Annotated in this window: 20 protein-coding genes; 9 read left to right on the top strand and 11 right to left on the bottom strand. The window is 61.1% G+C overall.

The annotated features are described in order from the left end of the window. Positions 1-45: 45 nt before the first annotated feature. The 4 genes from R6254_RS03495 to R6254_RS03480 form a co-directional block, all read right to left on the bottom strand. Entirely contained in the window at positions 46-567 is a 522-nt protein-coding gene (locus R6254_RS03495) for a hypothetical protein (RefSeq protein ID WP_318404464.1), read from the bottom strand. A 1-nt stretch (position 568) separates the two neighbouring features. Further along, positions 569-1,264, bottom strand: coding sequence for an alpha/beta hydrolase (locus R6254_RS03490; RefSeq protein ID WP_318404462.1), 696 nt, complete (start codon positions 1,262-1,264; stop codon positions 569-571). A gap of 14 nt (positions 1,265-1,278) precedes the next feature. Continuing rightward, positions 1,279-2,088, bottom strand: a complete 810-nt coding sequence (locus R6254_RS03485) for a DODA-type extradiol aromatic ring-opening family dioxygenase (protein ID WP_318404460.1) — start codon at positions 2,086-2,088, stop codon at positions 1,279-1,281. Between the two features lie 79 nt (positions 2,089-2,167). Beyond that, complete coding sequence (locus R6254_RS03480) at positions 2,168-2,563, bottom strand: DoxX family protein (protein WP_318404458.1); 396 nt, start codon at positions 2,561-2,563, stop codon at positions 2,168-2,170. A gap of 127 nt (positions 2,564-2,690) precedes the next feature. Here R6254_RS03480 and R6254_RS03475 point away from each other — a divergent pair, with 127 nt between their 5' ends. Further along, positions 2,691-3,590 (top strand): LysR family transcriptional regulator, encoded by a 900-nt coding sequence (locus R6254_RS03475; protein WP_318404456.1) that lies wholly within the window; start codon positions 2,691-2,693, stop codon positions 3,588-3,590. A 231-nt stretch (positions 3,591-3,821) separates the two neighbouring features. Here the strand turns inward: R6254_RS03475 and R6254_RS03470 are convergent, their stop codons facing one another. From R6254_RS03470 to R6254_RS03460, 3 genes are all read right to left on the bottom strand, one after another. After that, entirely contained in the window at positions 3,822-4,076 is a 255-nt protein-coding gene (locus R6254_RS03470; protein WP_318404455.1) for a DUF6868 family protein, read from the bottom strand. Between the two features lie 152 nt (positions 4,077-4,228). Further along, a complete protein-coding gene (locus R6254_RS03465) occupies positions 4,229-4,621 on the bottom strand; it encodes a DUF1801 domain-containing protein (RefSeq protein WP_318404453.1) in 393 nt (130 codons plus the stop codon). A 111-nt stretch (positions 4,622-4,732) separates the two neighbouring features. Further along, positions 4,733-4,993 carry a hypothetical protein gene (locus R6254_RS03460; RefSeq protein ID WP_318404451.1) on the bottom strand — a complete coding sequence of 87 codons (261 nt, stop codon included), beginning with the start codon at positions 4,991-4,993 and terminating at the stop codon, positions 4,733-4,735. Between the two features lie 186 nt (positions 4,994-5,179). Between R6254_RS03460 and R6254_RS03455 the strand changes: the two genes are divergently transcribed. The 3 genes from R6254_RS03455 (at position 5,180) to R6254_RS03445 (ending at position 7,396) form a co-directional block, all read left to right on the top strand. Continuing rightward, positions 5,180-5,920, top strand: a complete 741-nt coding sequence (locus R6254_RS03455; RefSeq protein WP_318404449.1) for a hypothetical protein — start codon at positions 5,180-5,182, stop codon at positions 5,918-5,920. A gap of 88 nt (positions 5,921-6,008) precedes the next feature. Further along, complete coding sequence (locus R6254_RS03450; protein WP_318404447.1) at positions 6,009-6,935, top strand: ketopantoate reductase family protein; 927 nt, start codon at positions 6,009-6,011, stop codon at positions 6,933-6,935. Positions 6,936-7,132: 197 nt separating this feature from the next. Beyond that, entirely contained in the window at positions 7,133-7,396 is a 264-nt protein-coding gene (locus tag R6254_RS03445; protein WP_318404445.1) for a hypothetical protein, read from the top strand. A gap of 125 nt (positions 7,397-7,521) precedes the next feature. On the opposite strand, the gene R6254_RS03440 is transcribed toward R6254_RS03445, so the two are convergent. Further along, entirely contained in the window at positions 7,522-7,797 is a 276-nt protein-coding gene (locus R6254_RS03440; RefSeq protein WP_318404443.1) for a YkvA family protein, read from the bottom strand. Positions 7,798-7,917: 120 nt separating this feature from the next. Then, positions 7,918-9,387 carry an RNB domain-containing ribonuclease gene (locus R6254_RS03435; protein ID WP_318404441.1) on the bottom strand — a complete coding sequence of 490 codons (1,470 nt, stop codon included), beginning with the start codon at positions 9,385-9,387 and terminating at the stop codon, positions 7,918-7,920. 246 nt (positions 9,388-9,633) lie between these two features. On the opposite strand from R6254_RS03435, the gene R6254_RS03430 reads away from it, so the two are divergent. The 5 genes from R6254_RS03430 to R6254_RS03410 all read left to right on the top strand — a co-directional run bounded on the left by R6254_RS03430 (position 9,634) and on the right by R6254_RS03410 (position 14,612). Then, entirely contained in the window at positions 9,634-10,272 is a 639-nt protein-coding gene (locus R6254_RS03430) for a TetR/AcrR family transcriptional regulator (protein ID WP_318404439.1), read from the top strand. Further along, positions 10,269-11,435, top strand: coding sequence for an aromatic ring-hydroxylating oxygenase subunit alpha (locus tag R6254_RS03425; RefSeq protein ID WP_318404438.1), 1,167 nt, complete (start codon positions 10,269-10,271; stop codon positions 11,433-11,435). Before R6254_RS03430 ends, R6254_RS03425 begins: the two co-directional genes overlap by 4 nt. A gap of 48 nt (positions 11,436-11,483) precedes the next feature. Then, positions 11,484-13,049 carry an AMP-binding protein gene (locus R6254_RS03420; protein WP_318404436.1) on the top strand — a complete coding sequence of 522 codons (1,566 nt, stop codon included), beginning with the start codon at positions 11,484-11,486 and terminating at the stop codon, positions 13,047-13,049. A gap of 26 nt (positions 13,050-13,075) precedes the next feature. Then, positions 13,076-13,459: a PaaI family thioesterase gene (locus R6254_RS03415; RefSeq protein WP_318404434.1), complete on the top strand. Its 384-nt coding sequence runs from the start codon at positions 13,076-13,078 to the stop codon at positions 13,457-13,459. A 334-nt stretch (positions 13,460-13,793) separates the two neighbouring features. After that, positions 13,794-14,612, top strand: coding sequence for a class I SAM-dependent methyltransferase (locus tag R6254_RS03410; RefSeq protein ID WP_318404432.1), 819 nt, complete (start codon positions 13,794-13,796; stop codon positions 14,610-14,612). Between the two features lie 28 nt (positions 14,613-14,640). Here the strand turns inward: R6254_RS03410 and R6254_RS03405 are convergent, their stop codons facing one another. Together R6254_RS03405 and R6254_RS03400 are read right to left on the bottom strand one after the other, a co-directional pair. After that, positions 14,641-15,444, bottom strand: coding sequence for an alpha/beta fold hydrolase (locus R6254_RS03405; RefSeq protein WP_318404430.1), 804 nt, complete (start codon positions 15,442-15,444; stop codon positions 14,641-14,643). Between the two features lie 58 nt (positions 15,445-15,502). Beyond that, positions 15,503-16,789 (bottom strand): amidohydrolase family protein, encoded by a 1,287-nt coding sequence (locus R6254_RS03400; protein ID WP_318404428.1) that lies wholly within the window; start codon positions 16,787-16,789, stop codon positions 15,503-15,505. Between the last annotated feature and the right edge of the window lie 8 nt (positions 16,790-16,797).

Raw genomic sequence — 16,797 nt, 5'->3', positions numbered from 1 at the left:
GTATCGAGTGTCGGCTTTGGAAAAGAGCAAACTTCTGCCGGCGAGTCAGCTTGTAACGGTGACCGACGCAAACTGCAGGTGATGCATGAACTCGCGAAGTATTAAAAGTGTTGCAGCGAATGCGGCGTTGACCGGAATTCCCGCGCTGGAAGCCGGCCTTCCGAGCGTGAGCGCCGCCAGCAGGTCAAAGGTCCGTTCCACAGCGTCAAGCCTAAGAATCAGCTCTGGCTGGCCGGGAACACCCGCGACAAGCGCGATCTCCCGGATTGCTGCGTCTGACGTTACAAGCTTTGACGCAGTGGCCGTTATCGAACGCAAGCGGGTCACCTCATCCTCTACCACCATGATGGCGTTTTCCAGTTCGCCAGGCGTGGGCGGCGCGTGTTTGAAAAAATCAGAGGCGGTTTTTTTGGACCCGATGGCAAGCAGCAGCACCACATCCGGTTCGAAGGCGCTTCCAGTGGCCGCAGCGGTTTGTTCTTCGCCGATATGCAGCACCGTGATGGCTGTGCCATCAGGAACAGCCGTTCTTGCTTTGCCATACCGCAGGCGGATGTCGTTTTCCATATCAATACGCTTTTGTAACGCCCGTGAGCCATTCCAGGAAGTCGGCTTGCATGGTCGCGCTGATCTCGTGATCGATGGGGTAGAGCCGCGTCAGGTGAGCCACCCTCAATTCATCGAGCAGTCGATCCGAGCGTTGCGCCCACATCACCGGCAGCTTGCTGTCGTGCTCGCCATGGGCGATGAAGCCGCGCAGCTTCGCCAGTCGCTCTTTGCCCGCCAGATGTGGTTCGAGCTCGGGCAGGATGCGGCCGGACAGAACGCCAAAACCAGCCACGCACTCGGGGGCGCTCAGTGCCACGCTGGCGCTGAGAATGCCGCCCTGGCTGAAGCCGGCAATCACCGTCTGCTGCGGGTCAATGCCGTAAGCCGACTGCAATTGCCCCACGAAACGGATCAAGGCCTGGCGGCTTTGTTCGGCCTCGGCGGCCACGATGCTGGGCCCGCTGGCGGTGAAATTGACCCGGAACCAGCCAAATTGCCCAGGCGCAAACTGCAGCGGGCCACGCGGCAGCACGACCAGCGTGTCGGGTTCGATCGCTGCGGCCAGGTCAGCCAGATTGGTTTCGGAGCCACCCACACCATGCAGCAACACCACGCAACGCATGGGTTTGGCCGGCTGGGCTTGCCGCAGACGAAAAGCGAATTCAAAGGCTGCGTTCTGCTGCAGCGGGCTGAGGGTGCTTTGCGAATTGTTCATGAAGACATTCTTTGTCAATGTGTGATCGTGTTGCTGCGCTCGTCCGCCAGGCCCCAGGCATAGGACTCCATGGCCAAAACGCCGTTGCTGATCCCACCGTCGAGGATTTGCATGGCCTCCCTGTCGGTGCGGGCTCCCAGGGCGACCAGCAGGGGCAGGAAATGCTCCTCGGTCGGATGTGCGCGCTGGGCATGCGGTGCGAGTTGTCGATAGTTGATCAGCCGGTCAATGTCCTTGCGGGTGACTGCCTGGCGAATCCACTGCGTGAACTCAATCGCATAGTCGGCCGCAACCGATCCGGACTGCCGGAACTCGTACAGGTTGTGCGTCATGCTGCCAGAGCCCACGATCATCACGCCTTGTTCACGCAGTGGTGCCAGGGCCCGGCCGAACTGCAAGGCACTGGCCGTATCCAGGGCGTGGGGCATGGACACCTGAAAAATCGGCACATCGGCGCCGGGCAGCAAGTGACGCATCGGAACCCAGGCACCGTGATCCAGGCCGCGCCGCTCATCCATGCCGCCGACGAATCCGGCCTCTGCCAGCAGGCGACCCGCTTCTGCAGCGTACAGGGGGTGGCCGACTGCCGGGTATTGCAAGTCGTAGAGCGCCGACGGAAAACCGCCGAAGTCGTGAATAGTCTCAGGTGCTGCCGAGGTCATGACGCGCACGTCACGGGTCTGCCAATGGGGTGACACCACCAGCACGGCCGTCACACCAGACAACTGCTCGCCAAGGGCTGTCAAGCGGGGGCCGAGCAGCCCAGGTTCGATGGCAAAGGTCGGCGCACCGTGCGAGATGAAAAGGGTTGGGGCTGTGGTCATGGCTGTCTTCAGGTTGATTCAGGAAAACTGGCGCCGCAGGGGTGGCCGCAAGACCCTAGCCACTGCTGGCCAGGCGGCCTCACTCGGCTGGTTTGCTGACGGCGATCCGGCCACCGCCAAGCAGCGCCACCACGGCCGCCGTGACAAGCAGGTAGAGCGGGAATTCCCAGCCCCCTTTGGGGTTGGAAAAGACCCAGCCGTTGCCGGCATGCACCGCCAGCGAACCCAGCAGGATGGGTACACCGGCCAGCGCCACCCAGCGGGTCTGAAAGCCGGCGATGAGCGCCACGCCGGCAAGCAATTCTGCAGGTGCAACGATGTAGGCGGTCCAGCCGGGGAATCCGACCGACTCGAAGAAGCCGGCCGTTCCAGGCAGGGTGAAAACAAAAAGTTTGAGCAGGCCATGGCTGAGGAACATGGCGCCCAGGGCAAGGCGCAATACCAGGGCGGCGTAGTCGATGGTGTTCAATTTCATGATGATGTACTCCAGTGTTTGGGTTGGCTTGGGTGATGTATCAGTAGCGGCAAAAACGAACTTTATAAGTTATTGCTTAAGAGATAAACTGCAATAAATTAGATTTATTGTTCCTAAAATAAGCACAATGGATAGATTCCTGGAAATGCAAACCTTTGGCGCCGTCGTTGACGCTGGTAGTTTCGTCAAGGCGGCCGATGCGCTCGGTATATCGAAAGCCGCGGTATCGCGCTATGTGGGCGATCTGGAAACGCGTCTCGGGGTGCGGCTGCTGCACCGCACGACACGGCGCTTGTCGCTGACCGGGGAAGGCCAGGTGTTCTACGCCCGCAGCAAGGAGTTGCTGGCAGGTGTTGACGAGGCCGAGGCGGAGATCACTTCGCGCAGCGGCGCTGCCAGTGGTCTGCTGCGGGTGAACGCGCCCGTGACCTTCGGCATCCGCCATCTGGCGCCGCTGTGGGGCTTGTTCCGCGCGCGTTATCCGAAGGTCACGCTGGATGTGACGCTGGCCGACCGCGTGGTTGATCTGATCGAAGAGGGCTACGACGTCGCCATCCGAATCGCCACCCTGCCGAGTTCAACACTGATCAGCAAACGCCTGGCGACTACCCGCATGGTGCTGTGCGCGTCACCCGACTACCTCAAGGCAAGCGGTGCACCCCAGCACCCGGTCGAACTGGCCGCGCACGCAGTGATCTCCTACAGCTACTGGTCCACCAAGGATGAGTGGCATTTTGACGGGCCGCAAGGCCCTGTCAGCGTGAAGACCCAGCCTTGTATGCACACCAACAGCGGTGACACTTGCCGTGCTGCGGCACTGGCGCACCAGGGTGTGATCCTGCAGCCCACATTCCTCGTCGGGGAGGACCTTGCGGCCGGCACACTGGTTGAATTGATGCCTGAGTTTCGCTCCATCGAATTGGGAATCTATGCCATCTATCCGACTCGCAAGCATGTTTCACCCAAGGTGCGGGCGCTGATCGACTTCCTTGCTGAGCACTTTGGGCAAACACGCCCGGCCTGGTGAATGGGACTTGGCAGGAGCAATGAATCGGGCGACGCGCGCTGTCCGCTTCTCTCACAACGGACAGGCTGCTTTGAATCGACTGCCGCCCTTGCTAATCCAGCGCTGAACGACGCCTTGCAGGCTGCAGCAGACGCTTGAATGGTGTCGCACGAATGGCCGCTTCAGCCTTCTCGCGGTCAAAGAAAAATCGCGAACCGTTCACGAACAACACCACCTGGCGGGGGCGCCCCGCTAGCTGCCATGGCTCCCCAGCATGCGCAACGCAAGGTAGGGTGCAACATTGAAAAGAAGAATGCCAACCTTGTACAGCGCCATGCACCCGTAGTGAACGCGGTCGAAGCGTTCCTCCGACATCTGAAACCACCGACTGTGAAGTCCATACATCCAGGCATGCGCAGACCTGAATGCCACAAACCACGCGAGCAACACGACGTAGTTGATGACGGCGCACCACAGCACAAAGTCGCCTGCGAGCTTGATGGTCATCGCTCATTCTCCCTGGTGGTCGTCTGCGCGTTTTGCCGTGACGAACAATCCTCGCCAAGGCCCTCAACGGTTGTTGCGGACTGAAGTGGCCCAGCGCGGCATCGAAGGGGATCATTTTTCATAAGCGTCAACGCATGAGGCGCCGGATTCGACTACCGGGCCGATGCGCTGTTCAGGGCTGCAGCAGCGCGTATGAGGGTCTTGAAGGCATCCTCATCTATTGCATCACCTTCATGGAGATCGATGGCGCGCCTGGTGTTACCTTCCAGGCTGGCGTTGAACAGTCCTGCAGGGTCCTTGAGCGCAGCGCCCTTGGCGAAAGTCAGCTTCACGGCGCTTTTGTAGGCCTCGCCGGTGCAAATGACGCCGTGATGGGACCAGACCGGAACGCGCCACTTCCACTCCTCGACCACCTCAGGGTTGGCTTGTTTGATCAAGGCTCGGACATGGGCAAGCGTCTTGCCCCGCCAGTCGTTCAACTCCTGGATCCTTGCGTCGATCAGCCGGGAAGGGGGTTCGCCCTGGGTTGTTGCGCTCTTTTTCATGGCCGTCCTTGAATGCCCGCTGAGCAGCGTTTGATCGCACTTGCCATCGGCAACTTTCTGGAGGTTGAATTTTAAGGTTTGACTGGGCCAGTCAGTGCTTGCATCTTGCGTTCATCCCCGAACAGGCCGGCTGGACAAAAGCACGCCTGCCGCGACAAGGAACACACCGCAAAGCGCCAGGAAAGTAGGCTGCTCGCCCAGCAGCCGGGTGACCAGCGTGTAAGCCAGCGTGGACGCCACGCCCACACCGAGCCCTTGCACCAACACGAAGAGCAGCGCCTCCTTGGGCGCGATCTGGCCGAGGTGACTGTCCAGCACGTCTGTCAGCAGCAGCGGTACGAGAGCAATGAGCGATGGATAGCTAACAAGCATCACGCAGCCCAGCGGGGGCGACGCCAGACTTGCGCAGCCCGTGGGTATAGAGGCCCCACAACAGGCTGGCGATCAGGAGCAGGGCGGCTCGCCCCCGCGACGCTCCACGGCAGTCTGCCGCCTCGAACCGCGCTGCGACAGCCCCCATGTCAAGCCGGGTCGCGCCGCCTGGCTACACTCGTCCAGATGAGCACAGCCCCTCAACTGCATCGTGAGCACAAGCTGCTGGCCTCCTATTTCTGGAGTGGCGATGCCATCCGCAGCCGAAGCGTGAGTGATGTGGTGTTATCTGGCGTCGTCGACATACCTGCGCCGCCTGCAAGGCTGCTGGCCGATTGGGACAGGGAGATCGCCTTGCGCCTGGGCCTGGAGCCCGGGGATGTCGAGGCCTTGCCTTTGGCGCGAGCGCGCGTGCGCTGGCCGGATTACAAACACTGCGTGCAGGCGGTGTCCGTCTGGACACGTACGCTGGGCTTGTCCGAGGTGCTGGCCGCCTGCGACGTAGCCCTCATGGCCTGTCGCGGCGCGCGCTACCACCATGACGGTGCGCAATATGGCGGTGCGGCCTTTTGTAATCTCTTTCTGAGCGAGGACAAAGGCCTGGACGTGCATTTCCCCGCGACAGGTCATCGAATCCCCCTCACCAGGGGTACGGCGCTGATTTTCGATACGGGCCAGCCCCACGCCGTCATTCAACGTCGCAGCAATGGCTTTGACCGGGCCGATTTCCCGGCCGACCTGGATTGCTCCCAGGTCTTCCTGACCTGGGAGCTGCCCATTGAAGATGCCCATGTGGGGCGCGCACTTGGCGTCGCCTTCGACATCGCCCCTGCGACCGCCTCGCAACTGGATGAAGAGCAAGTCTGGTGGAAGGGTGCGCCGGCCAGGGTGTGCCCGGAGACCGGGCTATGGTGCAAGGCCGACTAGCCGTCGGGCACACCGGCAGAAGCCTTCTTAAAATGACCTCAGCGTTTGCCGTTTGCCTCTCCCAAGGCGCCACTTTTGAAGTTGACCCATGACAACCTCCAACCATCTCCCCAAGCCCCTCAAAGTCGCCGTGATGGGCGCAGGTGCCGTCGGTTCATATTACGGCGGCATGTTGGCCCGCGCCGGGCACGAGGTGGTGTTGATCGCCAGGCCCCAACATGTGCAAGCCATAGCGCGCGACGGCCTGCACATGGAAACCACCACCTTTGACGAACACGTACGCCTGGCCGCCAGCAGCGCGCCCGACGATGTGCAGGGCGCCCAGCTTGTGTTGTTTTGCGTCAAATCCACCGACACCGAAGCGGCCGGTGCCCTGATCCGGCCACACCTGGCGCCCGATGCCCTGGTGGTGTGCCTGCAAAACGGCGTGGACAACGCCGACCGCCTGCGCAGCGTGTTGCCGCAACACGCGGTCGCCGCTGCCGTGGTCTACGTCGCCACCGAGATGGCCGATCCCGGCCATGTCAAGCACCACGGCCGGGGGGAACTGGTGATGGAGCCGGCCCGCACCAGCGATGCCGTCGCGCAGGCCTTGATCGCCGCCGGTGTGCCCACCGAGGTGTCCAGCAACGTGCGCGGCGCACTCTGGGCCAAGCTGATTCTCAATTGCGCCTACAACGCCGTGTCGGCCATCACCCAGCTGCCTTATGGCAAAACGGTGCAAGGCGAGGGCGTGACAGACCTGATGCGCGACGTCGTCAACGAATGTCTGGCCGTGGCCCAGGCCGAAGGCGTGCAGGTGGTGGGTGATGCCCATGCCGCCGTGGACAAACTCGCCGGCAGCATGCCCAGCCAGTTTTCATCGACCGCGCAAGACCTGGCGCGTGGCAAACGCAGCGAGATTGACTACCTCAATGGCCTGATCGTGAAGCGCGGCGAGGCGCTGGGGATTGCGACGCCGGCGAACCGGGTCTTGTGGGCGCTGGTGAAGTTGCTGGAAGGGAAGCGGGCCTAGGGTTACTGCGGAAGTCCGTCCCCCCATACGTGTAACGTTTTTCCTAGGTTGTTTTTAACCAGTCCAGTGACTTCCCCTCATCCGGGAAGACGTCATGTTTACCTTAATTTCACAGTTGTTGCGCTTGCTGTTGTCTGCGCATATCGGGACTCGGCCGTTATAGGGCTATGCCGACCAACTATGAAGAAGCCATCACCATGCAAGGTCAAAAAAACCGAGTGACAGAAGCCCAGGAGGCGCCACCCTGCGTCGATGAACGTATGTCGCTGCTGGCAGAGGTCGACTTCAAATGGCTAATGGCTGGACAGGGCTGGTGGATTGACTCGACCCGCATGCATAGAGACCCACCGTATGCCATCCGCTTTTTACAGCTGGCCATGACATCTCAATGTATCGCCTTGCGGGATTGCGCCGCTTTGCTGCAGACGCTGATGGACCGACCCGTCGAGTGCCTGGTTTGATGGTGTGTCAAGGCTTCACCGTCTGCACGAATTAGGGAGACACCCGTACGCATCAGTGCACGGCGTAGGCCGTACACCATCTTCGCGCAAGCAGCGGGGGCGTTTCACCCGCCAGTTGCTTAGCCTCAACCGGTACGGCGACTTGCCGCTGCCTCGGCAATATCCGGCGGCAGGCGCTTGAGCAGCCAGCGGATCGCCAGCGGCACCAATATCAGGTCATCAACCACGCCAATCACCGGCAGTACATCCGGGATGAGGTCAATCGGCGAGAGGACGTACAGCACGAGCAGCGCGGTGCCCAGCTTCAGCCAGCCCGGTGCCTTGGGGTGGCGCAGCGCAAACCACAACTGCCGCGCGTCGCCGCGCAACACCGCCCACAGCAGGGTCAGGCGTTTCAACATGGTAGCTCCTTGGTGACTGGCCCCAACGGACCGCGTTCAGCTCACATGGCGCCAGCAGCGCCTGCTGCAAGGGCTTGTTCACCGGGCGTTACATTCCGCCCAAAAAACTGTGTGCAGCGATCAGGCCTGTTCAAAGTCGATGAAGCATTTTTCGGCATCCACCGCCACCAGCTTGACGCGCACCGTGTCGCCCACGTCCAGCCCTTCAAAACCGCGCACCACCCGGCCTTCCAGCAAGGGGCTGCTGATGCGCACGAAAGTGCCTTTGGCTGCGGCACCGGTGACGATGGCGTCGAAGACTTCGCCTATGCGCCCCTGCAACAGCCAGGCCCCGGCGGCCTTCAGCACCTGGCGCTCGACCTTGCTGGCATTGTCTTCCTGCAGCGTGCAGTGACGGGCAATCTCGCTCAGCTGTTCGGCGGAGTAGGGCGGTGCCGCACCTGCAAGAGAGGCCTTCAGGAGACGCTGCGTCACCAGGTCGGGAAAGCGCCGGTTGGGCGCGGTGGAATGCGCATAGTCGTTCACCGCGAGCCCGAAGTGCCCTAATTCCAATGTACCCGTGGTACCCGTCGCTGTAGCCGGTGCGGCCGCGTATTCGCCCGAGCCCAGCATCTTCACCACCGCCAGCGACAGATCGGCAAAACCGGCCGGGTCGGCCAGACGCCGCGCGTTCAGGAAGTGGTCCAGCGCCAACGCATCGGGTGCTTCAGGCAGTTGCACGCCGTGGCCAGAGGCCAGTGCGACCAGGCGGTCCCAACGGCGCGGCGCCCGCAACAAGCGGCGCAGCGAAGGGAAGCCCTTGCCCGCCAGAAAGCGAGCCGTCGCGCCATTGGTCGCGATCATCAGGTCGGCGATCAGGTCCTTGGCCCGGTTTTTCTCGTCGGGGCGCAGGTCCACCAGTTGCCCGTCTTCAAACACTGGACGGGCGGAAACCGTGTTGAGGTTCAGCGCGCCGCGCGTCTGACGCCACTTCCGCAGTTGGCCGGCCAAGGTGTCGTGCAAGCGAACCTGATCCTCCAGTCCCGGCACGCTGGCTATCTGCGGCGGTGGCGGCCCCGAACCGTCCAACCAGGCCGAGACAGCGTCGTAGGTGAGCTTGGCGCGGTTGAACACCGTTGCCCGGTAGATGCTTGACTCGGACACCGTGCCGTCGGCGGCGACCTGCATGTCGACCACCACCGCCAGGCGTTCCTGGCCTTCGTGCAGCGAGGTGAGGTCGGTCGATAAGACCTCAGGCAGCATCGGGAACACGCCGGCAGCCGTGTACACGGAGGTGGTGTTGACGGCCGCATGGCCATCCACCGCGCCGCCGGGCGCTACCTTCGCATCGACATCGGCCACGGCCACCAGCAGGCGCGTGCTGCCAGCGGCCAGCGGCTCGGCCACACTCAGTTGGTCCAGGTCGCGCGTGTCGTCGTTGTCGATGGAAAACCAGGTCAGATGGCGCAGGTCGCGGATGCTGTCGTTGCGTTCTGGTGCGGCCTGCCTTGCAGCCTCGGCCTCTTGCAAGGCCCGCGGTTCGAAGGCTGGCAGCAAGCCTCGGGCGCGCATGGCTTCGACGGCGATTCGATGCAGATGGGTGGTGTCCATGAGATGCCCGTGAGTGATTTGTCCCAATGTACCCGCTGATCCCGAGCATGGACTTGCTGTGACGCATTTGGGGCAAGGCCTCTCTGGCGCCTTTCGTCATTCAATTCGGAGGTCGCCTCTTCGCAAATTCAAGTCCGCCCCGGCACACAAAAAATCGGAGACCCGCTACCCAGGGTTTTGCGCAAAACTTTCTCTTCGTAGATTCCATATTGACAGACCGACTGATCGGTCTGTATTATTTGATGAATGACCGGTTCAACTTCTTCTGTTAAAAAACACGACCTCTCTGCCGAATCGCGACGGCGCGCTTTGGCCGCCGCCGAAGATGCGTTCGCTGCCCAGGGCTTTCATGGTGCGTCCTTGAGCGCAATTGCGCGAGCTGCAGGTTTAAGTAACCCTGGCTTGATTCACCACTACCCGACGAAAGCGGCTTTGTACCTTGAAGTGCTTGATCGGGTTGGCGGCGAGCTCGTCGAGCGCGTGACGGCTGCGCTGGTTGACGTCGCCGGGCCCAAGGAACGCTTGCGTGCCTTGATGGCGGCACTGGCGACATGGACGATTCACCGTCCGCAAGCCGTCAGATTGATCCTGAGAGAGTTGATCGACAACGTAGGGCGAGTCGACGCTGCGGAAACGCTTCCGCTGACCCATCTCGTGAAGATACTGATTTGGGAATTCTCGGCGGCGCAAAACAAGGGGCTGTTGCCGGTCGGTCCACCCCTGGCATTTTTAACCCAGGCGCTGGGCACATTGGCCTATGCACTTGTTGTCAGACCGACCTTCAACCGAATGCAGCTGGATGAGCCTTTGTTAGCAGAGGACGAACCCTGGATTCAGAAGATTACAGAAACACTTTTTCAGACTTTGATTCGAGACGATTTATGAAGCAGGAAGTTATTCGCGATTTGTACCAGCGTGCACTAACCGCGGTTCGCGGGGAAAGACCGGAGCCTGAGGCGAGTGTTGGAGAGGTGGCCGTTGATCGCTACCTGAGTCCTCGTAATTTCGCGCAGGAAGCGCAGCTTTTTAAACGTTTCCCACAGCCTGTCGCCGCCAGTTCCGAGCTGTCCGCTCCTGGCTCCTGGCTTGCACGTGACCGCGCGGGCACACCCTTCTTGCTCGTACGACAAGACAATGGAGAGGTCCATGCGTTTCTCAACGTCTGTCGTCATCGGGGCGCGCGTGTTGCGCCCTTGGGCGGCGGCGAGCAGGCCAGAGCATTTGTTTGCCCGTATCACGCCTGGACCTACAAGCCAGACGGTGCGTTGCGCGGTCTGCCTCAGGCCTTTGGCTTTCCATGTCTCGACCATGCATCTTCCGGCTTGCGTCGGCTGGCCGCGAGTGAACGCGCGGGCCTGATATGGGTCATCCCTGATCCGGAGCTGATCGACACCGACGTGGATGCATGTCTGGGGCCGCTCATGGGCGAGCTGGAAACGCTGGATTTGAGTACACCGGTGGCCTTCGCGCCTAGATCGTACGAGGTGGCGGCAAACTGGAAGTTGCTCGTGGATGGCTCTTTTGAGGCCTACCACTTCAAGGTGGCGCATCGAAAGACTATTGCCCACATGTTTGCCGAAAATGTGCAGATCGTTGACGAGTTTGGTCTCAATCGGCGCCTCTATCTCGTCAAGTCAAGTTTCGACGGCAACAGTCCTCCAAATGTTGAAGGCTTCCAGCCACGTCAGCACGGAAACCTGATCTATTTCTTCTTTCCAAGCACCATAATTTTGGTGCAGCCTGATCATGCCCAGCTCAGCACGCTGGAACTGGTTTCGCCGGGTGTCGCGAAAGTTCATGAGATCACCTTGTTGCCCGTCGCGCCGGACGGGCCCAAGGCGCAAAGTTATTGGAATGCCAACGTCGATCTTTATCGCCGCGCCCTGGCAGAGGACTACGAACTGTCCGAGTCCATCCAGGCAGGCTTGTCCTCTGGTGCCAATGCGGCTTTGACCTTCGGCACCTTTGAGTTCAGCGCGCCACGCTTTCATGAACAACTGAACCAGCAACTCGCCGCCATCCCGGCCATCAAGGAAGTCGATGGCTGAGTGAGCTTGGCGTTCGAGCATTTGCCCATAAAACAAAAGGAGACACCTGTGCAAGACCAAACCCTGATAGATACCCTGAGACGGCAGCTTGAAGCTCGTCCCGATGCCGTTGCCTACGCAGAAGGCGATAGACGCCTGACGTACAAGGATGTCGAGCGCGCGAGCAACCAGATTGCCAATGCGCTGGCCGCCATGGGCGTCGGGCAGGGGAGCCGGGTGGCAGCGCTGACCAAGCATCACCTGGATTGCATGTTGCTGCTGCTGGCTGCCTGCAAGCTCGGTGCAGTCTGCATGCCCGTGAATTGGCGACTGACGGTTCCCGAACTCGAATACATCGTGGACAACGGGGAAGCGTCTTTCCTGTTGGTCGACGCAGCACTCGCTCCGAACGCAATGAGGGCCCGCCTGCCCAGGATCAAGACCCTGGTTTGCACCGAACAAGCGTTCGAAGGCCTACCCGATTTTGAGGCCTGGTACAGCGGCTTCAGCACGGGGTTCACGCCCGCGAAGGCCCATACAAGTGATGCGGCGCTGCAGCTCTATTCTTCGGGTACCACGGGATTGCCCAAGGGCGTCGTGCTGTCGCATGAAGGCCTGTTGTCTGTGGCCAAGGCCATCGAAAAAGACTGGGCGTTCGAGCACCACCACGTGATGGGGAATCCCTTGCCGGTGTTTCATGTGGCCGGCATCTGCGTGCTGGCGGCAACCCTTTATACCGGGGCGCGAACCGAGGCGTACTCGGAATTCGATCCGGCAGCCTATCTGCAAAGCTTCGCGGCTCAAGGCATTACCCACACCTTGCTGGTTCCCGCCATGATTCAATTCATGCTGCAACATCCCGGCGCGCGGCTTGCCGACTACCAAAATCTCCGCTTGATGGCGTATGCCGGCTCGCCCATCAGCGAAGTGGTGTTGAAGGAAGCGGCCGAAGTCTTCAGATGCAAGCTCGTTCAGGCCTATGGGCTGACCGAAGTGTCAGGCGTGGCGACTTTTCTGTCCTCGGCCGACCATGAAGCCGGGGAACCCGGCTTGTTGCGCTCGGCCGGACGCCCGGTTGGCGGCGCCTGTCTGCGCATCGTCGATCCGACGAGCTTGAAGGATCTGCCTGACGGCGAGGTGGGGGAGATATGGATAGAGACTATTCGCAACCTGAAAGAATACTGGCGCAATCCCGAGGCCACGGCGATGGCTTTCCCAGAAGGCCGCAATGCCAATGGCGGTTGGTTCCGTTCTGGCGACGGCGGTTATTTGAAGAACGGCTATCTCTACATCACCGACCGTATCAAGGACATGGTCCTGTCCGGGGGCGAAAACATCTATCCAGCCGAAGTTGAAAACGTGCTGATGCGCCACCCGGATATCGCGGATGGTGCCGTGATTGGCGTGCCAGACACAAGCTGGGGCGAAGCCGTGAAAGCCTGTGTCGTTCTGCGTGCAGGTGCGCAGAGCAGTGAGCGCGAGATCATCGACTTCATGCGCGCGAACCTGGCGCACTACAAATGTCCGAAAAGCGTGGACTTTCTCGACGTGTTGCCACGCAACCCGAGTGGCAAGCTACTCAAGCGCATCTTGCGCGAGCCCTACTGGCAAGGGCAGACACGCGCCATTGCATAGTCTGGTCTGGAAATAGAACTAACACCATGAAACATCCTTTCGCTGAACTGATCGATTTGCACGCCGATGAAACCAAGGCCGGCGCAAGCACGCTGACCTTGGTGGTTGCACCTCAACACTTGAATCCGCATGAAGTGGTGCACGGTGCCGTTTTGTACGCATTGGCTGATACAGGGATGGGTGCGGCGCTTTATCCAACGCTCGACAAGGGTGAGATTTGCGCCACCATAGAAATCAAGATCAACTATTTCAAACCTGTGTTTCAAGGACAGGTCGTCTGCAAGACCGAACTCGTCAACCGCGGCAAGACCGTTGCAAATCTGGAGTCACGGCTCTACGTGGCGCAAGTCCTCGTGGCACAAGCGAACGGAAACTACGCCATCTTTCGTCCCAGACGCGCCGAGGCCTGACCATCGTTCATTCAAGCGGGCCTGCCTTTCGGCGGTCCGCTCAAGTCAAACGCTGAATAGCCGCGCCGCATGAGGCCGGTAGGCCACTTGTGGTCGCGTGCGGGGCAGTCATCATTGAAATCGGCGCAGCCCGGAATGGCCGGTAGAGCGAGCTAGCCAGAAAACTGTCATGGGCTACTTCAAAACCATGGTTTCAGATGATGACCACCGGTTACAGGCGCTATCCTGCCCCCTAGCGGACACTTGAGGTTAAACGCAGCAGTCCTTCGTAAGATCGCTGTTCAATTTGCTCCGCCGCGCCTAAGATCGCAGTAAATCCGTAAGGAGTCATCTCATGGATAGGCCTGCAGCTGACGCGATCTTCGCCGGCTCGATTCCCGAGCTCTACGACAGTCACCTTGTCCCACTGATTTTCGAACCTTATGCCGCCGATCTGGCGCAGCGTGTGGCCGTTCTTGATCCGTCTCGTGTGCTTGAGACCGCTGCGGGCACGGGTGTCGTCACCCGCGCGATGGCGCTGGTCTTGCCCGGCCATGTTGGCCTGGTGGCGACAGATCTGAATCAGCCTATGCTTGATCGTGCCATGGCAGTCGGCACGCATAGGCCGGTGACGTGGCAAGCGGCGGACGCGGCCCGCCTACCCTTCGAGGACGCGATTTTCGACATCGTCGTTTGTCAATTCGGCGCCATGTTTTTCCCGGACAAAGCGCGCGCGTTTGCCGAAGCACGGCGCGTGCTCCGTCGCGGCGGCGTGCTGCTGTTTAACGTCTGGGATCGCATCGAGGAAAACGAGTTTGCCCATACCGTCACAACCGTGCTTGCCGGTTTATTCCCCGCGGACCCGCCGCTGTTCATGGCGCGCACGCCACACGGCTACTTCGACCGGGACGCGATTTCACGCGACCTCGCAGCTGCGGGGTTTGACTCCGCGCCACGTATCGAGACGATGACGGCGCGTAGTCGGGCGGTGTCGGCGCGCGTACCGGCCATGGCTTATTGCCAGGGAACGCTCTTGCGCAATGAGATTGAGGCCCGCTCTGGCGCCAATCTGGCGCAGGCGACGTCGGCCTGCACCGCTGCCATCGCCGAGCGATTCGGCACCGGCCCGGTTGAAGGAAAGATCCAGGCGCACGTCGTCTGCGTCCAGAACTGAAGGGGTCGGGCCAAAAGCCGGCGTTAACCTAAGCCACTTCAAGCAAAAAAGAAGAAAGCAGTTCAGCACACCGGGCCGCATGGCTGGTGATGAGGAAATGGCCCGCGCCCTCTACGGCAACGTGGCGGACCTTGGGCAGGCTACGCTGCAAGCTATCTGTGATGGCGATCATGGCCGGGTTCGCCTCGCCGCCGCGCACCAGCAGCACGGGGATGTTCACGCTTGAGCAATCAGACGCGTTCACTTTGAAGGCGAAGCCTGTACGCCAGTCCAGCACATTCACCGCGGCGGTCTCACGGCAGTAGGTTTTGACGGCTTCAGGCATGCTCGCAAAAACACCGGGGCGGCTCCAGAAGTCAATGATGCGACCGGGTGCGTCATGCTCGCCAGTGTTGACTGCGGCCTCGAAGGCCTGGCTCATGTCCAAGGTTTCTTCATACAGCCGGCCGCCGCCGTGTGCCTGGATCAGGGGCATCGGGTTCGCTTCAAACAATGTCAGGCTGGCAATGTCGACCGTGTGAGAAAGCGCCGCCGCCAGCGCTACCGTGCCGCCAAAAGAGTGACCGACCAGATGCACCGATTGGCCGATGTGGCGGACCAGCGCCTGCACCACGTGAACTTCATGCTGAATTCCGAAATCTTGTTGTGTGCGCGTGTCGGTCGTGCCGCCGTAGCCACACAAGCTGCTGGTTACCACGCGGTAGCCCGGGCGCAGGAGGCGCTGCACCTGGCGCCAGGCCGCCGTCGTGCTATAGGAACCAGGCAAAAACAGAAGCGCCGGGCCTGCGCCAGATTCAACACAATCGATGCTTCTCCCGTCGACCGTCAGCATGCCTGTCTCCTGTTGCTTGCCACAAACGCCTGGGCGCAGGGGGCACCCATCGCTGTCTCTAGGGGCCCGCCGCAGCGATCTGGAAATTGACCCGATCTGGCCGGCCGGCCGTTTTCAACAAGGCCACGACCTGGGGAGTCTCTGCCAGCAGCCTGCCTTTTTTCCACACCTTCAAGCGGTTTGCCCGCAAGCGGATGGCCTCTACAGCGTCCCGCGCCTGCAGCAACACAAAACTCGCATCGCAGCCCACATCCACGCCGTAACCCTGCAGGTGCATTACCTTGGCCGCGTTGATGGTCACCGCATCAAAACATTGGCGAATGCCTTTCTGGCTGGTCATGTGCGCCACATGCAGGCCCATGTGCGCTACCTCCAGCATGTCGGCGCTGCCCATGCCGTACCAGGGGTCCATCACGCAGTCGTGGCCGAAGGCGACGTTGATACCGGCGGCCATCAGTTCGGGCACGCGCGTCATGCCGCGGCGCTTGGGGTAGTTGTCGTGCCGGCCCTGCAAGGTGATGTTGATCAGCGGGTTGGCGATGATACTGACGCCGCTCTCGGCGATCAGCGGCAGCAGCTTGCTGACGTAGTAGTTGTCCATGCTGTGCATGGAGGTGCAGTGCGAACCGTTAACCCGGCCTTGCAGTCCCAGGCGTTGGGCCTCAAACGCCAGCGTTTCGATGTGGCGCGACTGCGGGTCGTCGGATTCGTCGCAATGCATGTCGACCAGCAGGCCGCGCTGGGCGGCGATTTCGCAGAGCAGCTTCACGCTGGACGCGCCCTCAGCCATGGTACGTTCGAAATGGGGGATGCCGCCGACCACGTCCACCCCCTTGTCGAGTGCGCGTTTGAGGCTGTCCACAGCACCCGGGCTACGCAGCACGCCGTCTTGCGGGAAGGCCACCAGTTGCAGGTCGATGTAGGGCGCGACCTGTTTCTTGACCTCCAGCAAGGCGTCCACGGCCAGCAGGCGGGGGTCGCTGGTGTCCACATGGCTGCGAATGGCCAGCAGGCCTTTGGCCACGGCCCAGTCGCAATAGGTGAGGGCGCGTTCGATGATGGCGTCGGCCTTCAGCGTGGGTTTGAGCTCGCCCCAAATGGCGATGCCTTCCAGCAAGGTGCCACTTTCATTGACACGCGGCAGGCCGTAGCTGAGTGTGGCGTCCATGTGGAAATGCGGGTCCACAAAAGGCGGGCTCAGCAGGTAGCCGCCAGCATCGATTTTTTCCTGGGCCGGGGCGTCCAGACCGGGCGCGACGGCGGTGATTTTGCCGTTCTGTACGGCAATCGACATGCCGGTGCGTCCGTCGGGCAGGGTGGCGTTCCTGATCAGCAAGTCGAGCATGACGGTGC

The organism is Polaromonas potterensis (genome assembly GCF_033446725.1).
Lineage (GTDB): Bacteria > Pseudomonadota > Gammaproteobacteria > Burkholderiales > Burkholderiaceae_C > Polaromonas.
This window is presented reverse-complemented; position numbering and strand designations above follow the sequence as displayed.